This window comes from Pseudoalteromonas sp. G4, assembly GCF_028875915.1.
Taxonomy (GTDB): domain Bacteria; phylum Pseudomonadota; class Gammaproteobacteria; order Enterobacterales; family Alteromonadaceae; genus Pseudoalteromonas.
Window position 1 is genome coordinate 14952 of sequence record NZ_JAPEHW010000037.1, and the last position, 23336, is coordinate 38287.

23 protein-coding genes are annotated in these 23336 nt (G+C 38.1%); 10 read left to right on the forward strand and 13 right to left on the reverse strand.

The annotated features are described in order from the left end of the window. Positions 1-15: 15 nt before the first annotated feature. Positions 16-2043, reverse strand: a complete 2028-nt coding sequence (gene metG, locus ON073_RS11880) for a methionine--tRNA ligase (protein WP_274762092.1) — start codon at positions 2041-2043, stop codon at positions 16-18. 171 nt (positions 2044-2214) lie between these two features. Here metG and apbC point away from each other — a divergent pair, with 171 nt between their 5' ends. Continuing rightward, positions 2215-3327 (forward strand): iron-sulfur cluster carrier protein ApbC, encoded by a 1113-nt coding sequence (gene apbC, locus ON073_RS11885; RefSeq protein WP_274762093.1) that lies wholly within the window; start codon positions 2215-2217, stop codon positions 3325-3327. Positions 3328-3329: 2 nt separating this feature from the next. After that, the gene (dcd, locus tag ON073_RS11890) at positions 3330-3920 is read left to right on the forward strand and encodes a dCTP deaminase (protein WP_274762094.1); all 591 of its coding nucleotides are present in this window, start codon (positions 3330-3332) and stop codon (positions 3918-3920) included. Between the two features lie 2 nt (positions 3921-3922). On the opposite strand, the gene ON073_RS11895 is transcribed toward dcd, so the two are convergent. Beyond that, the gene (locus ON073_RS11895; protein WP_274762095.1) at positions 3923-4513 is read right to left on the reverse strand and encodes a tRNA-uridine aminocarboxypropyltransferase; all 591 of its coding nucleotides are present in this window, start codon (positions 4511-4513) and stop codon (positions 3923-3925) included. A gap of 63 nt (positions 4514-4576) precedes the next feature. Beyond that, positions 4577-6484, reverse strand: a complete 1908-nt coding sequence (locus ON073_RS11900) for a putative bifunctional diguanylate cyclase/phosphodiesterase (protein WP_274762096.1) — start codon at positions 6482-6484, stop codon at positions 4577-4579. Between the two features lie 133 nt (positions 6485-6617). Between ON073_RS11900 and ON073_RS11905 the strand changes: the two genes are divergently transcribed. Together ON073_RS11905 and ON073_RS11910 are read left to right on the forward strand one after the other, a co-directional pair. After that, positions 6618-6959: an Hpt domain-containing protein gene (locus ON073_RS11905; protein WP_274762097.1), complete on the forward strand. Its 342-nt coding sequence runs from the start codon at positions 6618-6620 to the stop codon at positions 6957-6959. Between the two features lie 204 nt (positions 6960-7163). Further along, positions 7164-8381 (forward strand): pyridoxal phosphate-dependent aminotransferase, encoded by a 1218-nt coding sequence (locus tag ON073_RS11910; RefSeq protein ID WP_274762098.1) that lies wholly within the window; start codon positions 7164-7166, stop codon positions 8379-8381. Here the strand turns inward: ON073_RS11910 and ON073_RS11915 are convergent. From ON073_RS11915 to pta, 6 genes are all read right to left on the reverse strand, one after another. Then, positions 8362-9045, reverse strand: coding sequence for a M15 family metallopeptidase (locus tag ON073_RS11915; RefSeq protein WP_274762099.1), 684 nt, complete (start codon positions 9043-9045; stop codon positions 8362-8364). The two genes, ON073_RS11910 and ON073_RS11915, sit on opposite strands and share 20 nt — an antisense overlap. Next, complete coding sequence (gene dapE, locus ON073_RS11920; RefSeq protein WP_274762100.1) at positions 9033-10166, reverse strand: succinyl-diaminopimelate desuccinylase; 1134 nt, start codon at positions 10164-10166, stop codon at positions 9033-9035. The genes ON073_RS11915 and dapE overlap by 13 nt, the downstream gene beginning before the upstream one ends. Next, positions 10163-10507, reverse strand: a complete 345-nt coding sequence (locus ON073_RS11925) for an ArsC family reductase (RefSeq protein WP_274762101.1) — start codon at positions 10505-10507, stop codon at positions 10163-10165. Before ON073_RS11925 ends, dapE begins: the two co-directional genes overlap by 4 nt. After that, the gene (locus tag ON073_RS11930) at positions 10500-11012 is read right to left on the reverse strand and encodes a PTS glucose transporter subunit IIA (RefSeq protein WP_274762102.1); all 513 of its coding nucleotides are present in this window, start codon (positions 11010-11012) and stop codon (positions 10500-10502) included. Before ON073_RS11930 ends, ON073_RS11925 begins: the two co-directional genes overlap by 8 nt. Beyond that, a complete protein-coding gene (locus tag ON073_RS11935; protein ID WP_274762103.1) occupies positions 11012-11398 on the reverse strand; it encodes an ACT domain-containing protein in 387 nt (128 codons plus the stop codon). Before ON073_RS11935 ends, ON073_RS11930 begins: the two co-directional genes overlap by 1 nt. Positions 11399-11477: 79 nt before the next feature. Next, positions 11478-13625, reverse strand: a complete 2148-nt coding sequence (pta, locus tag ON073_RS11940; protein ID WP_274762104.1) for a phosphate acetyltransferase — start codon at positions 13623-13625, stop codon at positions 11478-11480. 165 nt (positions 13626-13790) lie between these two features. Here pta and ON073_RS11945 point away from each other — a divergent pair, with 165 nt between their 5' ends. The 3 genes from ON073_RS11945 (at position 13791) to ON073_RS11955 (ending at position 16268) form a co-directional block, all read left to right on the forward strand. Then, positions 13791-15437: a recombinase family protein gene (locus ON073_RS11945; RefSeq protein ID WP_274762105.1), complete on the forward strand. Its 1647-nt coding sequence runs from the start codon at positions 13791-13793 to the stop codon at positions 15435-15437. Positions 15438-15495: 58 nt separating this feature from the next. Beyond that, positions 15496-15804: a hypothetical protein gene (locus ON073_RS11950; RefSeq protein ID WP_274762106.1), complete on the forward strand. Its 309-nt coding sequence runs from the start codon at positions 15496-15498 to the stop codon at positions 15802-15804. A gap of 62 nt (positions 15805-15866) precedes the next feature. Further along, positions 15867-16268, forward strand: coding sequence for a hypothetical protein (locus ON073_RS11955; RefSeq protein WP_274762107.1), 402 nt, complete (start codon positions 15867-15869; stop codon positions 16266-16268). Between the two features lie 82 nt (positions 16269-16350). On the opposite strand, the gene ON073_RS11960 is transcribed toward ON073_RS11955, so the two are convergent. Next, positions 16351-16827, reverse strand: coding sequence for a hypothetical protein (locus ON073_RS11960; RefSeq protein ID WP_274762108.1), 477 nt, complete (start codon positions 16825-16827; stop codon positions 16351-16353). 234 nt (positions 16828-17061) lie between these two features. Here ON073_RS11960 and ON073_RS11965 point away from each other — a divergent pair, with 234 nt between their 5' ends. Continuing rightward, a complete protein-coding gene (locus ON073_RS11965; protein ID WP_274762109.1) occupies positions 17062-18990 on the forward strand; it encodes a hypothetical protein in 1929 nt (642 codons plus the stop codon). Between the two features lie 19 nt (positions 18991-19009). Here the strand turns inward: ON073_RS11965 and ON073_RS11970 are convergent, their stop codons facing one another. The 3 genes from ON073_RS11970 to ON073_RS11980 form a co-directional block, all read right to left on the reverse strand. Next, complete coding sequence (locus ON073_RS11970) at positions 19010-19459, reverse strand: hypothetical protein (RefSeq protein ID WP_274762110.1); 450 nt, start codon at positions 19457-19459, stop codon at positions 19010-19012. A gap of 90 nt (positions 19460-19549) precedes the next feature. Further along, positions 19550-20730, reverse strand: a protein-coding gene (locus tag ON073_RS11975; RefSeq protein ID WP_274762111.1) for an IS3 family transposase whose coding sequence is annotated in 2 segments (ribosomal slippage) — positions 19550-20472 and positions 20472-20730 — 1182 coding nt in all. Because the reading frame shifts where the segments join, the coding sequence is not laid out codon by codon here. 290 nt (positions 20731-21020) lie between these two features. Beyond that, positions 21021-21449: a hypothetical protein gene (locus ON073_RS11980; protein ID WP_274762112.1), complete on the reverse strand. Its 429-nt coding sequence runs from the start codon at positions 21447-21449 to the stop codon at positions 21021-21023. A gap of 208 nt (positions 21450-21657) precedes the next feature. Between ON073_RS11980 and ON073_RS11985 the strand changes: the two genes are divergently transcribed. Beyond that, complete coding sequence (locus tag ON073_RS11985; protein ID WP_274762113.1) at positions 21658-21996, forward strand: hypothetical protein; 339 nt, start codon at positions 21658-21660, stop codon at positions 21994-21996. 73 nt (positions 21997-22069) lie between these two features. Beyond that, positions 22070-23176, forward strand: coding sequence for a hypothetical protein (locus tag ON073_RS11990; RefSeq protein ID WP_274762114.1), 1107 nt, complete (start codon positions 22070-22072; stop codon positions 23174-23176). Positions 23177-23336: the final 160 nt, after the last annotated feature.

Sequence of the window (23336 nt, forward strand, 5' to 3'; positions counted from 1 at the left end):
ATTTGTGTTTGGTAATTACATTACACGCATACCTGGCTCAGAGCCGTCATCTGGGTTTAAGATATAAATCTCTTTTCCACCGGGGCCTGCTGCAAGTACCATACCTTCTGACATACCAAAGCGCATCTTACGCGGTTTAAGGTTTGCAACCATCACCGTTAGTTTGCCTTCGATATCTTCAGGTTGATATGCTGATTTAATCCCTGCAAACACTTGGCGTGTTTCGCCGCCTAAATCAAGCGTTAGTTTAAGCAGCTTATCTGCGCCTTCTACGTGTTCTGCTTTTGCAATTTTAGCAACGCGTAGGTCAACTTTTGCAAAATCATTAAATTCGATTTCATCTGCAATTGGCTCTTTCGCAAGAGGACTGTTTGGGTCAATCGCTGGCTTTGCAGGTGCCAGGCTTTCTTTTGATTCTTCAAGCATTGCGTTAACCTTATCCATTTCAACACGTTGCATTAATGCTTTGAATTTGCTGATTTCGTGATTAGTTAGCGCAGTATTGATACTTTGCCACGTTAATTCGGTGTTTAAGAATGTTTCTACTTGCTCGGCCATTGCTGGTAACACGGGCTTTAAATAAGTCATTAATAACTTAAATAGGTTGATACCCATAGAGCAAACCAAGTGTGCATCACGCTGTGTTGCTTCATCTTTAATTAATACCCAAGGCGCTTTGGCATCAATATATTGATTAGCTTTGTCCGCAAGTGCCATAATTTCACGAATTGCGCGGCTGTATTCGCGGTTTTCAAATGACGCTGCTACTGACTCTTGTGCATTTACAAATTCAGCAAGTAGCTCTGGCTCTGCAATTTCATCACTTAGCTTACCGTCAAACTTCTTAGCAATAAAACCTGCACAACGGCTTGCAATATTAACTACTTTACCAACAAGGTCAGAGTTTACTCGCTGAGCAAAATCATCCAGATTTAAGTCTAAATCGGTAATGCCTGAATTAAGTTTAGCCGCGAAGTAGTAACGTAAATACTCTGGATTTTCAATGTGATCTAAGTAAGTACGGGCTTTAATAAAGGTACCTTTCGACTTAGACATTTTCGCGCCATTTACGGTTACAAAACCGTGGGCAAATACGTTATTTGGTTTTCTAAAGCCAGCACCTTCAAGCATTGCAGGCCAAAACAGGCTGTGGAAATAGACAATGTCTTTACCGATAAAGTGGTAAAGCTCTGCTTCTGAATCCGTTGACCAAAATGCGTCAAAATCAAGGCCGGTTTTATCACATAAGTTTTTAAAGCTTGCCATGTAGCCAATAGGTGCATCTAACCATACATAAAAGTATTTGCCTGGGGCACCTGGAATTTCAAAACCAAAATATGGTGCATCGCGGCTGATATCCCACTGCTGCAGACCATCTTCAAACCATTCATTTAGTTTGTTTGCCATTTCACCTTGGATTGCGCCAGATGTTAGCCATGCTTTTAGCATGTCTTCAAACGCTGGTAAGTCGAAGAAGTAGTGCTCTGAATCTTTAAGTACAGGTGTTGAACCTGACATTACTGATTTTGGTGATTCTAATTCAGTAGGGCTGTAGGTTGCGCCACACACGTCACAGCTGTCGCCATTTTGATCTTCTGCTTTACAGCGCGGGCAAGTACCCGTTACAAAGCGGTCTGGTAAGAAAATGCCTTTTTCTTCATCAAATAATTGCGAAATAGTGCGTTTTTTGATGTAGCCACCGTCATTTAAACGATTATAAATAAGTTCAGAAAACGCTTTGTTTTCTTCTGAATGCGTACTGTGATAGTTATCAAACTTAATATGAAAATCGGCAAAATCGCGTTGGCGCTCAACACTCACATTGGCAACCATTTCTTCTGGAGTGATACCTTGTTTTTGTGCGTTAAGCATGATCGGCGTACCGTGCGCATCATCGGCACATACATAATACGCTTCATGACCACGTAACTTCTGGAAACGAGACCAGATATCAGTTTGAATATATTCAAGTAAATGGCCTAAGTGCGTTGGGCCATTTGCATAAGGTAATGCACTTGTAATTAAGATTTTTCTTTGCGACATATCGTTTACCGTAAACTAGTGTGGTGACAACACCAAAAATTTACCCATTAGGTAACCCTTAACCTGTTACATGGAAATTCATGTAGTAACAAGCTAAGTATATAACTGGAGTTAAGGTCAGGAATATTACATAATTCCAGCGCGTATTTCATTAGCCAAATGCAGATTTACATGTTTAATATTAAAAATCTTTTCTCAGGGTCAAAACAAGCTGATAAAGCCGTTACTAACGCACAAAATTCATCACTGTTTGAGCGCATTACGCAGTTGTTGGCAGATTATCGTTCAGATATTTTCCCCGTTGGTTTACAGCAAGCAACCACCTTACTTTCTGTTGAAGAGGGCGATAGCTTAAACGTATCGCTACTTTTGCATTTTGCTGCATCAAGTGAACAACCTGATATTGCAAACTTTTTATCTGAGAAGCTAGGGCAACCTGTTGCGCTTAGAGTGCAAGTTCAGCTATTGGAGCCTAACCGTCACGGTACTATTAAACATATTATTTTGGTGGCAAGTGGCAAAGGTGGCGTAGGCAAATCAACCAGTGCGGTGAATTTAGCAAATGCACTTAAACAAAATGGTGCCAAGGTAGGTATTTTAGATGCTGATATTTACGGGCCATCTATTCCTTTGTTATTAGGTCTTGAAGACGAAACACCCGTAGCGAAAGATGATAAAACCCTCTTACCGATGGAAAAAAATGCACTTGTCGCGCAATCTATCGGGTTTTTATTGGGTAAAAGCGATGCCACTGTGTGGCGTGGGCCAATGGCATCAACAGCACTGATGCAGCTTCTCAATGAAACCGCATGGCCAGATTTAGATTATTTAATTGTTGATATGCCACCTGGTACGGGCGACATTCAACTGACCATGTCACAAAAAATTCCAGCCAGTGGTGCGGTTATTGTGACTACGCCGCAAGATTTAGCATTAGCAGATGCCAATAAAGGCATTGATATGTTCAATAAAGTGAAAGTGCCGATCCTAGGCTTAATCGAGAATATGAGTTACTTTAATTGCCAACATTGTAATGGCGTTAACCATATCTTTGGCGAAGATGGCGGAAAGGAGCTGGCACAGCGTATTGATATTCCTTTACTTGGACAAGTTCCTTTAGCACATCGCATTAGAGAGGTAGGTGAGCAAGGTGAGTTTCTTTCACATAATGCTGACAAGGCGCTCGTTGCCATTTATAATCGGGCGGCAAAACTTGTTGCTAGTCATTTGTTTTATCAAGGAAGTGGCAGCAATCCCGTCGAAATTATTATAACGGACGATTAACTATGCGTTTATGTGATACCCATATTAAAGAACATCTAGCTGCGGGTAAAATTAGTATTGAACCTGTGCCAAAAGAAGACATGATTTCTGGTGTCACGGTAGATTTAAGGTTAGGTAATAAGTTTCGTGTCTTTCAAGATCACAAAGCGCCTTATGTTGATTTAAGTGGACCAAAAGAATTGGTTTCTGCTGCTATGGAATCAATCATGAGCGATGAAATTATTCTTGAAGAGGGTGAAGCTTTTTTTCTACACCCAGGGGAACTAGCGCTCGCAATTACACATGAAAGTGTCACTTTACCTGATGACATTGTAGGCTGGCTTGATGGGCGCTCATCACTTGCGCGTTTAGGCTTAATGGTGCATGTGACTGCACACCGTATCGATCCAGGCTGGTCGGGTAATATCGTACTTGAATTTTATAATTCAGGAAAATTACCTTTAGCGCTTCGCCCTTATATGAAAATTGGTGCGCTGAGTTTTGAAACTATGTCTGGTCCTGCTGAAAACCCTTATAACCGCCGTAAAGACGCGAAATATAAAGGGCAGTCTGGCGCCGTGGCTTCGCGTATTAGTGACGATAGCCAGTCATAATCTTATTTTGATTTATAACGTGCTCGCACTTCGGCGGGCATGTACTTAAATTGATTTTCCATCATTGCATCGAGCGCCGAATAAGCGGGTGCCATAGGCAATGCTTCCTTGCAAAACAGGGCATACGCAATAGCCTCAAGGCTTGATAAACTATCACTGCGATTTGCTTTCCTCAGGTGATAACGATTGTCTGGCAATTGTGCGAAGCTCACTTGGCGCAACTGTTTTAGAATATCGATAGTAAAAAATAGCTTATTGGCTTTTTTCCAGGTGCCATCTAACACGATTAAATGAGTTAAGTTTAAATCTGTGCTTGTATTTTCGAGTGTCTCAGCATCTTCACCTGGGTAAAGTAGCGCAGTTGTTGCAAGTGGTAAGCTGTTTAACTCACTAAAATCGTCGCTATTGTCGCCAGTTAAAACCGTGATTCTTTTATACAGCAACTTAGCCAATCGAATTGTATTTTTAGCGTTATTTTCTTCAGAACGATGTTGAAGTACAACAACATGTATTTGGTTATTGACGCTTTGTAACTGATCACAGATGCAATCAGCTAAGACAAATTGGCATTTTTCACAAAGAGAGCGGGACATAAAATAGTGGTGTAAGTGAAAACGCAGTATTCTAAATAGCTGCAATAAGGCTTTCAAGCCTTATTAATACACAGCTTCACAATGACTTCTCAAAAATTGCTCTAAATTATGCTGTTTTGCAGGCCTTGAAATCATATATCCTTGTAAAGCATCACAACAACAATCCGTGTAAAAATCAGCTAACTCGTCAGATTCGACACCTTCACCAACGACTTCAATATTGAGCTGCTGTGCTGCATTGATAATACTTTTTACTAAAGAGCTATTTACTGTATCTAGATTAGTAACTAGTTTGCGATCTAACTTAATGCGGTCAATCGGGTAATCATGCAATGTGCGAAGTGACGTATGGCTTGAACCAAAGCGATCAATGGCAATCTTCACACCTAAATCAGCCAGCTTTTTAGTGATTTGAAATGATTTTTTTTCTGATGAGGTTAGACAAGACTCTTGAATATCGAGTTCTATCATCTCAGGTGCGATGTTAAATCGCGCAATTTCGTTATGCAGGTGAGGTAAAAAGTTAGGGTGATAAAAATAGGATTTAGAAATATTAATGCTAATAGGCACTGAGCTATCAATTAGTTTTTTCTCAGCCCATGTTTTACGGCAACGACAGGCTTCATGAATAACCCAGCTTTCAATTTTATTGGCATGTCCTTCACTTTCAATCACGTTAAAAAATTCTTTTGGTAGACTAGGTTTGCCGTTTTCACGCCAGCGTAACAGTGCTTCTATTGAGCAAATTTGTTGATCATTGGTTGTCACTGAGGGTTGAAAGAAGAGCTCGAATTGGCTGTAATCAATTTCATTATTAAGCTGCTCTTTAATTGATGAGCTGTGATTAAAACTTTCCGTTACTTGGTGTAATTTTACCGAGCCGCGTTTCATATTTTTAGCGCCGTACATGGCGGCATCCGCGCGTTTATAAATCTCGTTTTCGTCAAGGCTACCATCAGTAATACATGCACCTAGACTGGCTTTAGGGTAGAGGGTATGCCCTTGTAACATGATTGGACGAGATAAAGCGTCATTTAATTTACGTAGTTTAGTTCTTACCGATTGCTCAGAATTAACTTGTTCAAAGATAATGCAAAATTCATCTCCCCCAAGGCGTGCCACAGTATCTGATTTTCTTACATGCTCTTTTAGGCGAAGTGCAATTGCATTAAGTAATTGATCGCCTACATGATGACCAAGGGAATCATTAACTTGTTTAAAATCATCTAAATCGAGTAAGGCGAGGGCTAATTTTTGTTGGTTACGTTTGGTGCGGATCAGGGCTTGGCTTAATCTATCTTCGAATACCTGTCGGTTAGCTAGCCCCGTGAGTGGGTCTAAAGCTGCCTGTTGCTGTAATTCCCGGTGTTTCAGTGTGAGCTGTGTAACGTCTCGTATCTGCAGTAAATAATGTTGATGATGTTGATTAATTACGTACTCATAATGGCGGTTGCGAGGTAAATATTTCAGTTTAATACTTTGCCAATGGCAGTGTGTGGTTGGACAGGGGTTAACAGCATCAAAAATTTGCGAATAAGGATCATAAAGAAGCTCTTCTATGTGTTTTACCTGCCTTTTACAAATATCATCAAAATAATCATTGGTTGAGATGATATTGCCGTTCATATCAAACGAAATTAGGCCTAAATTGAGCTTACTAACCACATCCGCTTGCGGTGCATTTTCATCAAGGCTAATCAATTTACAGGGCTGATTATTGTATTCAATCGGCACTATCGAAACGGTAAGGTTTTTAATCGAAAATTGTTTATGAGTATGTAAATTTTCTTTGAGTTGCAAATGGGTCAATTTATCGGATGAGTCACAAAAGAAAGTTTTTTGTTTTGTATTGAGGTGTGAGGCTTGTTTATTTGAATAAAGCAAATGATGGGTATTTGAAACGATCAAAACGCCAGCCTGATGGCTATTAAATATTAGTTCCGTTAACTCAGTATTAATCCGATTAATCATCTATAAGTTTGTTTTTATATTTATATTTGTTCACGTAACTATAGGAGAGATTTAGAAGTTTTCAAATCTTGATAGAAAATTTATAGAACTTGGTTTAAGGTTAAAGTAACTAGACTAACAAACCAGCGTTTTTATGAGTGATTTAGACGTAAACATTAACTCCGATGCCTTGTTTGCTATGCAAGACCTGTTACAAGACCAATTTTTACCCACCCTTGAGTTTTGTTTAACAGAATTTGACAGGTTACAAGCCGATCTTGAGCGTGATTTTGATGTAAATACTACAGATGCCATACGCCATGCTCATAGTTTAAAATCGAACGCTGCACAATTTGGTGCAGACTCCCTGGCGCAACTTGCAAAAGAACTAGAGCACGCGTTAGGTCAAGGGGATATGACGTTATCGCAAAGCCTGAGAGAAGCTTTGCCTGCGCATATTTCAGCTACTAAAGAAGCCATTAATAAAGTCATTTAATTATTTTATTCTAAAAAGCGCTTTATGCTTTCGCTTTCTATGCAAATGGGGTAGCCTGTGGTGGAAGCATGCGCTATTTCTTACTCTCATTTCTAGTATGATTTTCTTGTTTAAATTTTATTAAACAAGGGTGCGTGTCTTTGTTTTCATTTTAATTCGATGAGTGTTAGACAAAACGCTCACATTATTTGTATTCGGGGACGTTTGGCAGTGTTTAAAAAAAGCGATAAATTACAAGGGGTTTGTTATGACATTCGTGGGCCAGTTTTAAAAATGGCACGTGAAATGGAAGATCAAGGGGAGCAAGTATTAAAACTAAATATTGGTAACCCAGCCGCCTTTGGCTTTGATATGCCAGAGGATATGTTAAAAGACATTATTCGTAATTTAAGCGCTGCCCAAGGCTACTGTGATTCAAAGGGGCTTTATTCGGCCCGCGTATCTATTTATCAGTATTATCAAAATAAAAAGTTTACCAACCTGTCGATAGACAATATCTTTATCGGAAATGGAGTCAGTGAACTTATTCAAATGGCAACCCAAGCATTGCTAAATAGTAATGATGAAGTGCTTATTCCTGCACCTGACTATCCGCTTTGGACTGCGTCGGTAAAATTAGCTGGGGGCAACCCTGTTCATTACATTTGTGACGAAGAGCAAGATTGGTTCCCAGATATTAATGATATTAAAAGTAAAATTACTTCTAAAACCAAAGCGATTGTATTAATCAACCCAAATAATCCAACCGGTGCTGTTTATGATGAAGCATTGTTAAATGATTTATTAGGGCTGGCCCGTGAACATAACCTTCTCGTGTTTAGTGATGAAATATACGAAAAGATTATTTACGACAACATACCTTATACCTCGATTGCAAGTTTATGTGATGATGTGCCAATTATTACTTTTAACGGTCTTGCGAAAACCTATCGTGCAGCAGGGCTACGTATGGGCTGGATGGTATTAAGTGGTAAAATTTCGCAACTTGAAGAATATATTCAAGGGTTAGAGATGCTCGCGTCAATGCGTCTTTGTGCCAATGTACCCGCACAATATGCAATTCAGCAAGCGTTAGGCGGTGTACAATCGATTGACGAGCTGATCCTGCCTGGTGGACGCTTATACCAACAACGCGATATTATCTTTGAAGGCTTGAATGCAATTGAAGGGGTATCGTGCGTTAAACCAAAGGGTGCGCTTTATGGCTTTGCGAAATTTGACCGCAAACGCTTCAACGTGAAAGATGACGAAAAACTAATACTCGACCTGTTAAAACAAGAACGTATTCTGTTGGTACATGGCCGAGCATTCAATTGGCCAAAACCAGATCACTTTAGATTAGTGTTTTTACCTCATCCAGATCAGCTCAAACCCGCAATTGAAGGTATTCAACGCTTTTTTGCTAGCTACCAGCAAGAGTGATGTTAGTTACAAAATGCGGATAAATTTCATCGAGTTGGTCAACTAAGGTTGGCCAACCTGCAACATTAGACTGTTTTAAAGCATCAACTAGTAATTGTTCTGAATGCACATTCATATAAAACTCAGAACGTTCAATATGACTAATGTGCCATGGCTCTTTGGCAACACCCCCATTGAAGTGTTTATAAGGTAAGAAAAAGCCGTATTTTTCAGCGTTATTAGCTAACCAGTTACTGAGCTCACAAAACGGCCCATGTTCACTGTACTCTGCTTGGCATAGTTGCAACTGATAGTCATCAGCGACTTTACTTGCATCAAACACATCCATATCGGTGCCAAAATGATGCCGACTAGCCCCCGGAATTGCACTAAAAAGCATTATGGCAAAACACTTCTCGGCATCGTTTAGAGAGGCCATGTCTACTGGATTATCGTTAATATCAAAAACAGGCCTGATTAAATTGAACTTGTTGTTCCAAATTAGCGATTGTCTTTCAAAATCACGAAACGTTGATGCCAATGTGAGGGTAATGCCGCTTTTTTTAGCGGCACTAACCATTTGCTCAAGATCGCGTTTAATCCTATGTTCGACTAATCGACCTTGAAAATCGCTTAAATGTGCTTGCGATAAGCCAAGTGCAGCTTGCTCAACTAAGTTAAACATTTAACCAAAATCGCTTCATAAATGTCGGTAAGTACTTCAAGATCACGTGCATTAACACATTCGTTCACTTTGTGAATGGTGGCATTGATAGGACCAAGCTCAACCACTTGTGCGCCTGTTTGAGCAATAAACCTACCATCTGAAGTGCCACCTGTGGTTTCTACAGATGTATAAATATGCTGAATATCTTTAATTGCAGCGACCGTTGCTTCTAGCAGCGGACCCGAATCAGTTAAAAACGGCAGTCCGTTATAAACCCATCGAATATCATAGTCGAGGCCATGGTGGTCTAAAATCGCGACGGTGCGCGCAGTAAGCTCATCAGCGGTAACTTCTGTGCTGTAACGGAAGTTAAATTGAACTTCGACGCTGCCAGGGATCACATTACCGGCACCTGTACCGCCATTGATATTGGAAATTTGAAAACTGGTCGCAGGGAAGTAGTCATTTCCTTTATCCCATGTCGTATTAGCAAGCTCATCTAGTGCAGGGGCAACTAAATGAATAGGGTTCTTTGCTAAATGAGGGTAGGCAACGTGGCCTTGAATACCTTTAACATTAACAAAGCCTGTTAATGATCCTCGGCGGCCATTTTTAACCACATCGCCAAGGATGTGGCTTGATGAGGGCTCGCCCACTAAGCACATATCTATTTTTTCATTGCGCGCTTCTAACAAGTCGATTACTTTTGTGGTGCCGTTAATAAACGGGCCTTCTTCATCAGAGGTAATTAAAAATGCAATGCTACCCTTGTGGTCTGGGTGTTTTTTTACAAAACGCTCTGTGGCAATGAGCATTGCCGCAAGAGAGCCTTTCATATCAGCAGCGCCACGACCATGTATATAGCCATCGAGCAAGTTGCCAGAAAAAGGCGGTTGATGCCAATTTTCAACTGGCCCGGTAGGTACCACATCGGTATGACCTGCAAAACAAAATACAGGCGAAGTATTACCTTTTCGTGCCCACATATTAAGCGTATCGGTAAAGAATAACTCTTCAATATTGAAGTTTAGCGGCCTAAGAATATCTGCCATTATCTCTTGGCAGCCAGCATCATCGGGCGTCACCGACGGCTTTTGAATAAGTGCCTGTGTTAGGCTAATTACGTCATTTGAACTCATGCAAAGATACTTTTATATTGTTCCGCTTTAAAGCCCAAATGAAGCTCACCTTCTTTATCTAAAATAGGGCGTTTTATCATGGCTGGTTGTTCAACTAATAAAGACACCACAGACTCGGCATTTAATGATTCTTTTGTTGCATCGTCCAGTTGGCGATAGGTTGTGCCACGCTTATTTAAGACTTGTTGCCAATCAAGTTGCTGGCAGAACTGAGATACCATTTGCGCATCAATACCGTCTTTGCGGTAATCGTGAAAGATATATTCAATATTGTTTTGCTCAAGCCATTTTTTTGCTTTTTTAATCGTGTCGCAGTTTGGAATGCCAAAAAGTTTAATCATGGTTAATTCGTTTTGTTAGTTTAAAGAGAATATCATTGCCAGCAGTTACGCGGTTTGCTTGATAGTAACATTTATCAAGCACCTTATTTAATCGCTCAGTATCAAGTAATAAAACACTGGCGTAAACAGCGTGTTGTTGTTTTCGAAAATCAAAACTTGCAATAAGTTGCCCTGCGCTAAATTGTTCACCTAGCTTAAAGTGCTGTTTAAAGCCTGTCATCGGGCCAAAGTCATCTTTTAGCGTGATTAGCACTAATAACTTAACCCCTTGCTTTGACTTAAAAATAAACTCTAACCCTCCTTGATTTACCGACAACAGGGTGCCGCTAAACGGGGCATAGAGCTGATAGTTACTGACTTCAAGCTCAACACCTAAACCAAGTAACTGATTGCTGACTAACGGATTGCTTGACTCGCGTTGCGGTAAAATCCGCCCAGAGAAAGGGGCGTGGATTATAAGGGCAGTATGTTTTACAGCATAAAAATCTTGCTTTAATACCCGCATTAACTGTTCACCACTTTATAACCAGCTTTGCTTAAGTGGGAGATTGCATCATTAATACGTGCTTCTTTTACCAAAATGTAATCGGTATCAAATGTTGAAATGGCGAAAATGGAGATTTTTGCAGCCGCTAAGACACCAGAAATATTTGATAAGATCCCTGTCATTGAAAACCCCAGTGGGCCAAGAACTTCTAATGCTGCCCAGTCATCTTCTTGTTCATTTGAATCTAACTCAACATAAGATGGGCAAACAACTGACAGCTCATCATACGTTCGGGCGATAAAAAAGACCTTGGCTTGATAAACTGCTTGCGGAATAGGCGTGTCTACGTCAAAACTATGTATCGTAAATGTTTCTTGCATTACGGCTAACGTTTGTTGTGACATAAAGCTCCCATATTTCGTTTTGATTTATAGCCTTACAATATCAAAAATATTGATGTCTGTAAGGCTATTTTCAAGCAAATCAGCGGGTTTCTTGTGTCGCCTGAATTGCTGTTAACGCGATTGTGTAAACAATATCATCGACTAATGCGCCACGTGATAAGTCATTAACTGGTTTGCGCATACCTTGCAGCATCGGGCCGATTGAAATAAGGTCCGCACTACGTTGAACAGCCTTGTAAGTTGTATTACCTGTATTTAAATCAGGGAACACAAATACGGTTGCTTTACCTGCTACTTTACTGTTTGGCGCTTTTTTCTTTGCAACGCTTTCCATAATTGCAGCGTCATATTGCAGTGGTCCATCAATTAATAAATCAGGGCGTTTTGCTTGCGCAAGTTCTGTTGCTAAACGTACTTTTTCAACATCATCACCGGTGCCTGAGGTGCCGGTACTGTAGCTTATCATGGCTACACGTGGCTCAATACCAAACGCGGCAGCGCTATCAGCAGATTGAATAGCAATATCAGCTAATTGCTCAGCAGTTGGATCTGGGTTAATTGCGCAGTCACCATAAACCAGTACTTGATCAGGTAATAACATGAAAAATACTGATGAAACCAGAGAACTGTTTGGCGCTGTTTTAATTAATTGTAGTGGTGGGCGAATGGTATTAGCAGTGGTGTGAACTGCACCAGACACTAAGCCATCAACTTTATTTTCGGCTAGCATCATGGTACCAAGCACCACATTATCCTGCAGTTGTTCTTCAGCAATAACCTCGGTTAACCCTTTATGTTTACGAAGTTCAACCATCGGTGCGATGTAATTTTGACGAACAACACTAGGGTCTTGAATCTCAACGTTATCGTTAAGCTGAACACCTTGTTGTTCAGCAATACGTTCAATTTCTTCACGGTCACCTAATAACACGGTGCGTGCAATATTTCGCTCACCACAAATCGCAGCCGCTTTAATGGTACGTGGTTCGTTACCTTCAGGCAAAACAATGGTTTTTTGCGCAGCGCGTGCGCTAGACGACAGTAAATGACGAAACGCAGGAGGTGACATTTTACGGTTTAGGGCAACACCTTGCGTTAGTGACTCTAACCAGTCTTTATCAATATGTCGGGCATTATGATCTTTTACTTTTTCGATGCGCTGTTCATCATCCACAGGAACTTCTAAGTTAAAGCTTTGTAATAGGATTGAGGTGCGCCAAGTATCGTTTTGAGTACAAATAATTGGTATGCCAGTGTCAAACGCTTGTTCACAAAGCTTTAAAATACGCTCTTCCGGTTTAAAACCACCTGTAAGCAATACCGCGCCAAGTTTGGTACCGTTCATTGCGGATAAACACGCAGCTACCAGTACATCAGAACGATCACCTGGGGTCACTAGTAATGCACCAGGAGAAAAGTGATTAAGAATATTAGACACTGTGCGCGCACAGAAAGTAACACTGCGCAGGCGGCGGTGTTCAATGTCGCCGTAATGTAAAATTTCAGCATTTAAATGCTTAGCAAGATCCATCACACGTGGTGCTACTAAATCTTGATACCAAGGCACAGCACCTAAAAGTTTAAACGGTTTTTTACGAAAGAGTGGCAATGAAGCAATGCGATTAAGCTCAATTTGCAAACTGTCATCGTTGCTTGGCTCAATAAAGTCAGTGCGAATATTGCCTTCTTCATCAAGCGGCGCATTTACTTTATTGAAAATACAACCAAGTACACGAGGGTGTTCTACACCACCATATAAACTAGCAGCCAGCTCAATACGATCTTCAATTTCATCTACATCGTCGTTACTAGGGGTTAAAACAAACACAATGTGCGCACCAAGAGTTTGTGCAATCTCTCGGTTTACACGGCCAACATAAGGTTGTTTGCGTGTTGGCACCATACCTTCAATAATCGCAACGTCGTCTTTGCCAACGTGCTTTTCAAAGCGCCCGACAATCTCTTCGAGTAACACTTCCGTTTTACCATCACCAATCATTTGCTCTGCTGTGTGCAAATCATATGATGGTGCAGGGTTAATAGTGGAGCCAATTTTGACAATTTCAGATGAGAGCTCAGGGCCACTTTTCTTGCCGCGAGGCTGAGAAATCGGTTTAAAAAAGTTTACTTTAACCGATTTTTTTTCAAGGGCACGTACTAAGCCAACAGAGACAGAGGTTAAACCAACACCGGTTGATACCGGAATAAGCATAATGCGATGAGACATTATTTTGCCTCCACAAGCTTGTGCGCATCCATTGCAATAACCCATTCTTCATTAGATGAAGAGTATTTATTTCGACGTGTTTTTTTTGAAACCATTAAATTTTCTGATTTTTGTTAATCCTAATAACATTTTAACACTTATTAAAACTATGGATACTTGATTCAAATGAAAAAAGCATATTTATATTCTCGAGTTAGTTCAGATAAACAAACAAAAGAGACGTCAACAGGCCTGCAAAGGCAAATGGAAATAGCTAAGAGCTTTTTAAAAAGTCACAGTGGCTATGTCTTAGAAGAAACATTTATTGATGCCGGAATTTCTGCATATCATGGCACTAACCTCGCTGAGGATTCTGGGTTATCAAGCTTTATTACAGCTTGTAAAGCGGGAACAATTGAAAAAGGAAGCTTATTAATAATAGAAGCGCCTGACCGTTTATCTCGCCTAGGTATAAGAGATGGGATTCAATTATTTGATCTTCTATTTGACTTAGAAATTGATATTGGCTTAGTGAAGTACAACACTATTATGAGGCATGACGATACAAACAACTTAGGTAACAGCCTTCAGCTTTCGTCAGCGTTATATTTAGGTCATTTAGAGTCACTGCAGAAGTCACAACGTATCAAGGAATCTTTTGAAGTTCTGCTAGAGAATGGAATGCATCCGAGTGGAAACTATCCAAAATGGCTTGTATTAAGTGAAGACAGGAAGTCATTTTCTGTCCACCCCATTCATGGTTGGACGCTAAAAAAAATATTTGAATTAAAACTCAGTGGTTGGGGAAGTATGAGAATAGCCGCTTATCTTAATAAACACTTGGAACAATACCCTCCGATAACAGGTAAGCCAAAACATACAAAATCAATAATCGAAAAGTACCTAAAGTCCAAAGCAGTTTTTGGAACGTGGGAACGTTTAGAAACAGTTTACTTAGAAGGCAAGCGAAAAAAAGGCGAAGCAAAAGAATTAGTAGAAAACTATTTTCCAAGTGTAATTTCTTATAATGATTGGTTGCGCGCAAATAATCCACTTAGAAAGCAACAAGGAAAGGTCAGTAAAGAAATACAGAACATTTTTCGGGGACTTACTTTTTGCGGGGTTTGCGGAAAAACGAGAACTTACGCAAAAGGTAAAAGAGGCAAAGCCAAATTATTATGTAAAGGGCAAACATATGAAAATAATGGTTGTTGCCAAGCAAGGTTAAATTATCAGCCTATTGAAAGTGCAATTTTAAAATGGCTTGAAGGGTTCGACCTTAATAGTTTAGGTACAACAAAAGTTATTGATACCAAAGAGGGTGAAGCAAAACTCATAAAATTAAAAGAATATGCACTAGAGCTCGAAAATCAACTTGGAGACATTTCGAACTCAAAAGTATTGAATAAGTTAGTCAAACAATTAGAGAAAACTGAAAATGAAATAGCAGAAATCAATTTCGAGATAAATCAAGCAGTATTAAAAGCAAACGATGTAGCTAAACCGAGTTTAGATTTGGATAACCAAGAAAAACGCCAAGCATTTAATAATGCGCTAAGTAAAGTAATTAAACATATCGCAATTATGGGTGATAAAGAATCAACGTTAATTGTTATTCAGCTTGTCAATGACTCGGTTACATCATTTTATGCTGATGGAACTGAAGCATCACAAGATATTCGATATGGTGAAATAGATAAATCATATCAAGAAATGATTAATTCACAGAGTAAAAATAAAGATATTAAAAAGCTAACAGAGTTTCTTTTTGAACACTATGATTACGACAAAAACATACTTACAAAACCTTTAGGCGAGAAAGAGGTCGCTTAATTTGCTTTTCATGCTCCTAAGTATATTTGAAATTAATTAAATATACTTAGGAGCAATTATGTTCAAACCAATCTCAACAGTTGATTTATTAAAAGCAAATGATGATCTAGGCTCAGCGATTTATCTGGCAGAAAATGCATTTTGTGAATTAAACGCAGGAGTAAGTGAACTCACTTACGAAGATATTTGGAAGCGTACACTAGACCCCCACTTCTGTCAGCATGATGATTTTGAGTATGAGTTATGTAAACGCCTATTCATTAGTTACCTGACAATATTTGATGAGTTAAGAAGCACCCCAATGTTAGTGGTAGACCGTGAAAATGATTATTTTGATGACCAGCTCATTTTAGATTTTTACGACTAACGCAATAATTCTCCCAACACTTTCCTACTTAGTTTTAAAGACATAAAAGTAGGAACTTTCAAATGAGCCAAAATCAATTTATCCGTAAATATAAGCGTATTTCTAAATCAAAGTGGGCATCACATGACAAAAGTACAATATTACTATTGGCAGACGTTGTTAATGACACAGATGGTGAAATAGAACTGGGGTTTACCCGATATATCTATTTACATCGAGATGAGGTGGGCAAGGTACTTGGTATATCGATTTCAAAAGCAATATTTGATGAGACCGATCTTCATTTTGAAGAACGTTATCTTGAAGGCACTGACATGTTGTTATTGCTATTAACTTATATTGACGAAATTGCTGAATTCTGTGAGTTATTTGCGGATGAATTTAAATGCATTTTTATGCTGTCACCAAAAGAGTATTTTGAAGTAGCAATTCAAGTTTGGTGTGAACAAATTGAAAATGCTTAACTTGAGCGAGCCTAATGGCTCGCTTTTTTTGTTAACTTATGATGAATTTAATTCGTCAAATTTAGACACTAAAACTTGGGCTTCATCTAAAAGAATCTTCGATAGCTTCTAGTTGACAAATATAGTAATTTTTTATCATCGGTATTTCCTCCCTAAAGATATCTGATGCGCATGAATACCAATTCTTTAGAGACTGCTTTTTTTCTTGGTTAGAGTCTGTAAGCGATATTTCATATTTGAAAGACCAACAAATATCGAGATGGTTGGCTTTAATTTTTTTGTGTAAAAAGGGAGTACCGAAAAAACTTACTAAAATCCCGTCATCACTCTGTTTGTATAACAGCTTCTTTTGAACACCTTTATCAAGCGAAGCCAATTCTAATTCTAATAATTTTTCAAACTTAACTTCGTTTTTGTAAAAAGTATCAGATGAACAACTCGATATTAATGAGTCAAATGCGTTTTTTGAATTTTTTAGTATCTCTTTATTTGCAGTGGCGGGCAATGCGTATAATGCAGTTATAGATAAACAATAAATGAAATGCTTTTTCGATATCATGACTATTTTCCTTTTGTATGGATAGTTTTATACGCTTTTTTCCATAAGCCAAACTTGGCTAAGTCAATAATTGTCGCGGTTATACTCCAAATAGAATAAAACAATGCTAAAGTGAATTCATATTTGGACAAAAATATAACACTAGGAAATTGTTCTTTCATTACTAGCCGCTGTTTAATGAGAGCAATAGAATACAGATTTTTGATTAAAATTACTTTTTAAAGCCATAACGATATGAACATATTTAAATCTATTCTATTTATCTTTTTGCTAGCATCGTGTGAACAAGCAAAACTGAATGTTGAAGAAGAAAATAATCATATAAACCCCGATTTTCATAAATTGGATAGTTTAGTGTTGCAACTTCAACACACTAAGAACTCTTCTGAGTATATGGATAAGCTTATTGAAATTAAAAGAGAATTTTACGCGCAGGAACTAGATATTGAAACCAAATCCGAAACGGAAGATTTTAGTGATTTAACCTGCCAATATATCTGTAACCTTCTTGCTCTTGATAGTAACCTTTGGGATTCAAGTGATGGCCCTTTATATGCTAAAACTGACTTTATTGAGCTCAATAAAGTCGTTAAAGAAAAGTATCACTCTCCAGTACTTGCCTATCTAATACTAGATGAGTTGTCCCAGTATTATGACGATTCTGTGTCATCAGCTCATTTTTTAAGTGCTCAGTTGCAATATATGCTAGAAGAGCAATTCGACAAAAAGTTTCAGAATCAGCTAATCGATGTTCTAGTTAATGAAATTTATTCTAATAATCAGTTTTCTAGTGAAATGAAAAATGCGATTACTTCACAAATAAGAAAATCTAAAGAGGGATTGGATGGACGATTCTCATTAATCGTTTCTAGTGTAGATGGAGACTTATCCAGAATGCATGAATTAATGATTAAAATCATTAGCACAGAGAATAAGAAAGGCTATTTAGATCAAGCTATTGCATGGCAACAAATCAGTAATATCGTTAAAACCTTCAATGGGCACAAAATAGAAGAAATATCGATAGTCATTCCCGAGATTTTGCAATTGACAGCGCACAGTGAAGAGTTAGAAAGGCTTGATTTTAATGATTTGATTACTTGGTTCGACGCCTTAAGTAAGTTTGATGCTTCAACATACAAATTATTAGAAAGTCAATTTCGACATTTTGCGAATTTTCACACAAACATGAATGTACGTGAAGCTTCTAAATTAATGTTATTGGAATATGGCAATTTAATTTCAATGGAATTATTGATGAGCTTAGATAAAAGAACCCTGCTAGAAAAAACCTCATCAGATAATCTGCATTCGTTAATTGAAAAAATAACAACAATGTATGGTGCAGATGAATTATTAGAGTTTACTAATAGCTTTAGAGAACTCTCGGATGAAGATAAACGAGGGAATATCGTTAATTACGAGATACTAATGCATCAACAAATAACCCAACTTGAAGCAAAAAATTTGGCCGATTATTCAATATACCAAGAATTAAGTGATTTACTCGATGATACGGGTTATTTACTCACCCCTGCGTTTGAGATGCTAGCAAGCGGAAACGTATCTGATCTGGCAGGTGTACTAGATCAAATATCAGCTTCTCCACCGAAAGATCAAGAATCGTTAAATGCCTTTTTCAATCTACAAGTAAGTCATATTGCTGAAAACGGTAATTTAAGAGAAGCTATTACTAAGGCCGATGATTACATTAAGGAATTAGGGGGAAATACGATACTTGAGCATAACAAGGCTTCTTACCTCATGGAATTAGGTGAACTAGAGAAGGCCTCCGAGATCTATTCTAATCAGATGCGTAGTGAGGACGGAGAAATTGAAGGCATCAATACTTACAAAAATATGGCAATTATAGAATTACTCAATGGCAATGCGGAAGATGCGTTAGGATATTTAAATAATACTCAGTACTTAATTGAAACAGAGCAAGGTGAAACTATGATTCAGGCTTGGAAGTATATTGCAAAGGTTGCCAAAACTGGCAAACACGATTCTGAAATAACATTCAATATAACGCCAAACACCTTAAGTGAAAAGTTCACTCTTGAAATGTTAAAGAGACTTGCCGATAAAAATAAAAGCGTAAAAGTAGCTTTAGAAAACAATTTTAAAATATCAGAGCTAGATTGGATTGGGGTTGATTAAATGCTTGTTCTTTCAAAAATTATAACTCAATTCCTAGGTATAGCGCTAACTCATCTGTTGCTTGCATAATCGACTTTTCTGAGTCAAAGGGAAGTTCTCCAGTTCTAGTGGCATATCCAATATCCCATAAAATTGTTTCAAGGTTATCAAGGATAGAAACATCCCCCCATGATACAGGAAGCTTTCCAGCACTTTCAACACTGGCCTTTAATGTCTGTTTATTGGCAATGAGATGTTTCAGAGCACCAATAGGATCATGATTATAATAAAATTTATAAAAAGCTATACTCATATCTCGAGCTGGTTTTTCAGAAGCCTTAAGTATAGGATGTCCAACTTTTTTTATTTGATGATCGATGAAATTCTTTTGCTCTGTATTTAATTGCTGGTAATTTTTTTCTTTTATAATTTCTGAGAGATAAATACCAATAGAGTAATTTGCATCAACTCCAAGCATTTGAACAATCATATATAAAACTTCGAGATCGTTTTTCCTCTTGAGGCTTTTATCGGTGAAATTATAGATAGAAGGAGATCCTTTTATATATGCGTGTAGTGGTCAACTAATTTTGGCCACAGTTTTAGAATCTTTATATCTTACTTCAGACTCATTTGGTGCTAGGCCAGCATTATAGTGATGTGGCCTAACGTTGTTGTAATATTCATTTATATAATCGCTAATACTGTATTTAGCTTCTTTAAAACTCTGATAGCCAACTGTTGGCATCCATTCTGTTTTAAGGCTTCTAAAGAAACGCTCCATCGGTGCATTATTCCAGCAATTACCACGACGGCTCATGCTTTGCGTAATTTTGTAGCGCCATAATCTTTGACGATATTTTAAACTTGTATAATGGCTGCCTTGGTCTGAATGGAATATCAGTCCGCTCGGTTTCCCACGGCTTTCATAAGCAATCTCTAATGCTTTTAACGTAAGGTTAGTGTCAGGCGAGAATGACATCGCCCAACCCACAACCTTGCGAGCAAACAAGTCGATAACAACTGCTAAATATGCCCAGCGGTTTCCAGTCCAAACATAAGTGACATCACCGCACCACACAGTATTTGGCTCAACAACATCAAACTGCCTATCTAATTTATTAGGTATCTCAAGATGCTCATTGCCACCACGTTTATATTTGTGTTGTGGTATTTGGCAACTTGTTAAATTCAACTTGGTCATCAGCTTTGTAGCGCGATAGCGGCTTAACTTGTAACCATTGTTTGTAATTATTCCTGCAATGGTACGTGCGCCAGCAGAGCCATTGCTCAGCTTATGAATTGCTTTCACTTCAGCTTCTAAACGACGTTGTTCTGGTGAAGGGGATGTGTCACTTTTAGCCCAATACTTATAGCTACTTCGGTGTACACTAAACACCTTACACAATACTGTGACAGGGTAACGCTCTCGTTGATTTAACTTCTCTATTAGCGAGAATTGTTCAGCGAGTCCGACATCAAGAGAGCTGTAGCCTTTTTTAGAATGTCCTTTTCTAATTCAATGCGTTGTATTTGCTTTTTGAGTTCTCGGATTTCTATCTGCTCAGGTGTCATTGGTGCTGCAGTCGGGGATTGGCCATTACGTTCTTGTTTAAGCTGATTAACCCATTTACTCACTGTTGATTTACCAACACCCATTGCTTTAGCCGCTTCTTCTTGCGTATAACCTTGGTCTACCACAAGCTGAGCTGTTTCTAATTTTATTGCAGCAGAATAGGTTGCGCGTTTTAACTTCGTCATTTTTTCACCCAAATTTGTATGCTTAATAGCATAACATTTCTTTCTTAATGGGTGACCAAATTAACTATGCCACTACACATGTACTGATCCAATGTTATGAAATATTTCATGAAATATTGTTCGCTTTAATTCAATTTCTTCGGTTTCCGTAGGAAATTGTTTATGCTTGGGAACTGATGGAATATATGAAATAAATGGATGCGAATATCTGCCATCTTTAGTTTTATCTCCTGGTGATGTGGATACATATGCTTCAGCAGTTCTTCAAGGATAAGTTTCTTCAGAACAGGCTAAAGAAATAGGTTTTCCGTTGAGTAAATCTTGTATACGCATAATATTATAATATGCTGCGCTATGAGTTTTATTTTTTTTTTATGTTCATTATCAAGGTCTACAAGGCACTCCATACCTTCTTGAATGGATTCAGTTACTAGATAAGGTAAATCGATATCTCCCCAATTTGCTAAGCAAGATTGCTCAAATTCAAATCCAAAATTTGTTTTGGCCATATTGCCGCTTAGTATGACGTTTATATCAAACAAGTCTTGATTTAAAATAGGTGTGCTCTTGCTAAGAGTATCCATATCCGTTGCAGTAAAAGGTGTACCTTTTTGAAAATCAAGAAACTTTGAATGCAAATTCTCATTACTTGCTAATAAACCTATAGGGTGAAAAAGTAAGGTAATTACTAGAAGTAAGCTAAAAATATATTGTGTCATTGTTTTTATCGCTAGTTTTATTCTTTAAACCATTCTTCCCTTTTAACTAGCGATCTCCTTCGCTTTAATTTATGCATGCCAGTTTACTTTTGAAATTAACAAAAATTGTATACGTAGTCACTTGGGATAAACTTTTTATTTACAGTATTTGCGATTTTAAAAACACCTACTATCCTCTTTGTATATTAAACTTATTCAGGGTGTAATTTTGAAGAATTTACTTTTGATTACATTACTAGCTTGTTTTAGTTTTACGACAAAAGCAGCTGCAGTTTCAGGCGAAGCGAGTTATTGCCTAATTTTTGAAAAAGATATTGGTGTCGCTTCTTCGATTAAAAACATATGCAATGATGATGTATTTGTTAATTTCAGTCATGAACCTAACTGTAAGGATTATAGTTGTTCAGCCATTGTGAAAGGGAAAAGTCAGGAAGCTATATCTAAGGTTAAAAGTGGCAAAGCAATATTTGCGCATGCTTGTTATTACCCAAAAACTCCAAAAAGAAAATCGGGATATGGAGTTACCGCATCGTTTGAATGTAGCTAGAAGATGTTTGAGAAGGATAGTTGATTTAAGTGGGTAATTTTTTGCTAACTGTAGCTAATATAGGAAACGGTTGATGATCAAAAAAATTATGATGACTATGCTTTTTTTGCACTTGTCTGGGTGTGGTGGTGAAAGTGACAATTCAGATACGACCAACACTCCAGACTTGAATTCGGAATCGAGTTGTACTTATGAACTTGATTTGACTAGTCCTAATGCACCAGTAAGTAATAAAAGCGTATTAACAGGAACTGTATGTACGAGTAATTCAAATACGTGTCTAGAGTCTCTTCAATCTGCAGCTGCTAGCGCTGGTTATTCTTTAAATGGGTACCAGTATAGTATTGACATAAAAAAAGTAAGCTCTTGCCAAGTTCAACAGGCGTCAATAGTTGATATTGAGGTAGATCCTAACAGTTGGAGCATGCAAACAGGTTGTTATGCAGCTTCTTATAAATCTGTTAATTCAGGTGATCCTTTAGCATGTGGTCTTATAAGTACTTTTGGAGATCCAGTATTTGACGCAAATTTTTTTGCTGAAGTAGCTATTCAGCAAGATTTTTTTGGAACTTATTCGCCAGTTTATGCTTTTGACGAGTGTGAAGGCTCTTATAATGCGCTGTCTTTTCCGAATGATTTTATTCTGTTTGGTAAAAACTTAGTCAATAAGGTTTTAAAGAAAACTAACAATGATATTGGGGTCGCGGCGATTCTTGCTCACGAGTATGCACATCAAATACAGTTCGATTTTGGTTGGATAGTTGATACTGAGCCTACAGTCAGGAAAACAGAATTGGAAGCGGATTTTTTTTCAGGTTATTTCCTCGTTGTAAGTAGATATCAATATACAGGGCAAATAATTCGCGGAGAATTAATTGAATCTTATTACAATACTCTGCAGGAGTTTGGTGATTTTCAGTTTAATAGCCCTACTCATCACGGCACACCGCATGAAAGAAGTTCAGCTGGTTTAGCTGGTCTTGAAACTGGTATAGAGGCTATTCGTAGAAATACGTTATTCTCTTATCCTGAACTACACAATGCTGCAACTAGTTTTATTGAAAATCAAATGTTAAATAAGTCAAATACTAGTAGCAATTTATTAATCCCAGAAAATCGAATAGAAAAGCTTCAATTATATATTAGAGGCGAGATTGAGGCAAAAGAGTTTAACTATTAAACTTAATCAGAAGTGGACGTACTAGCATGTATTTATAATTAACAGACTTATTTCTCTGCAAAAAAGCATATATGCTTATTCAAGCCAATATTATTTTTATATTGCATATCAAATCTCGTTCATCAACCTTAAAAAATGTCACCTCGCTAGCTACAGCGAA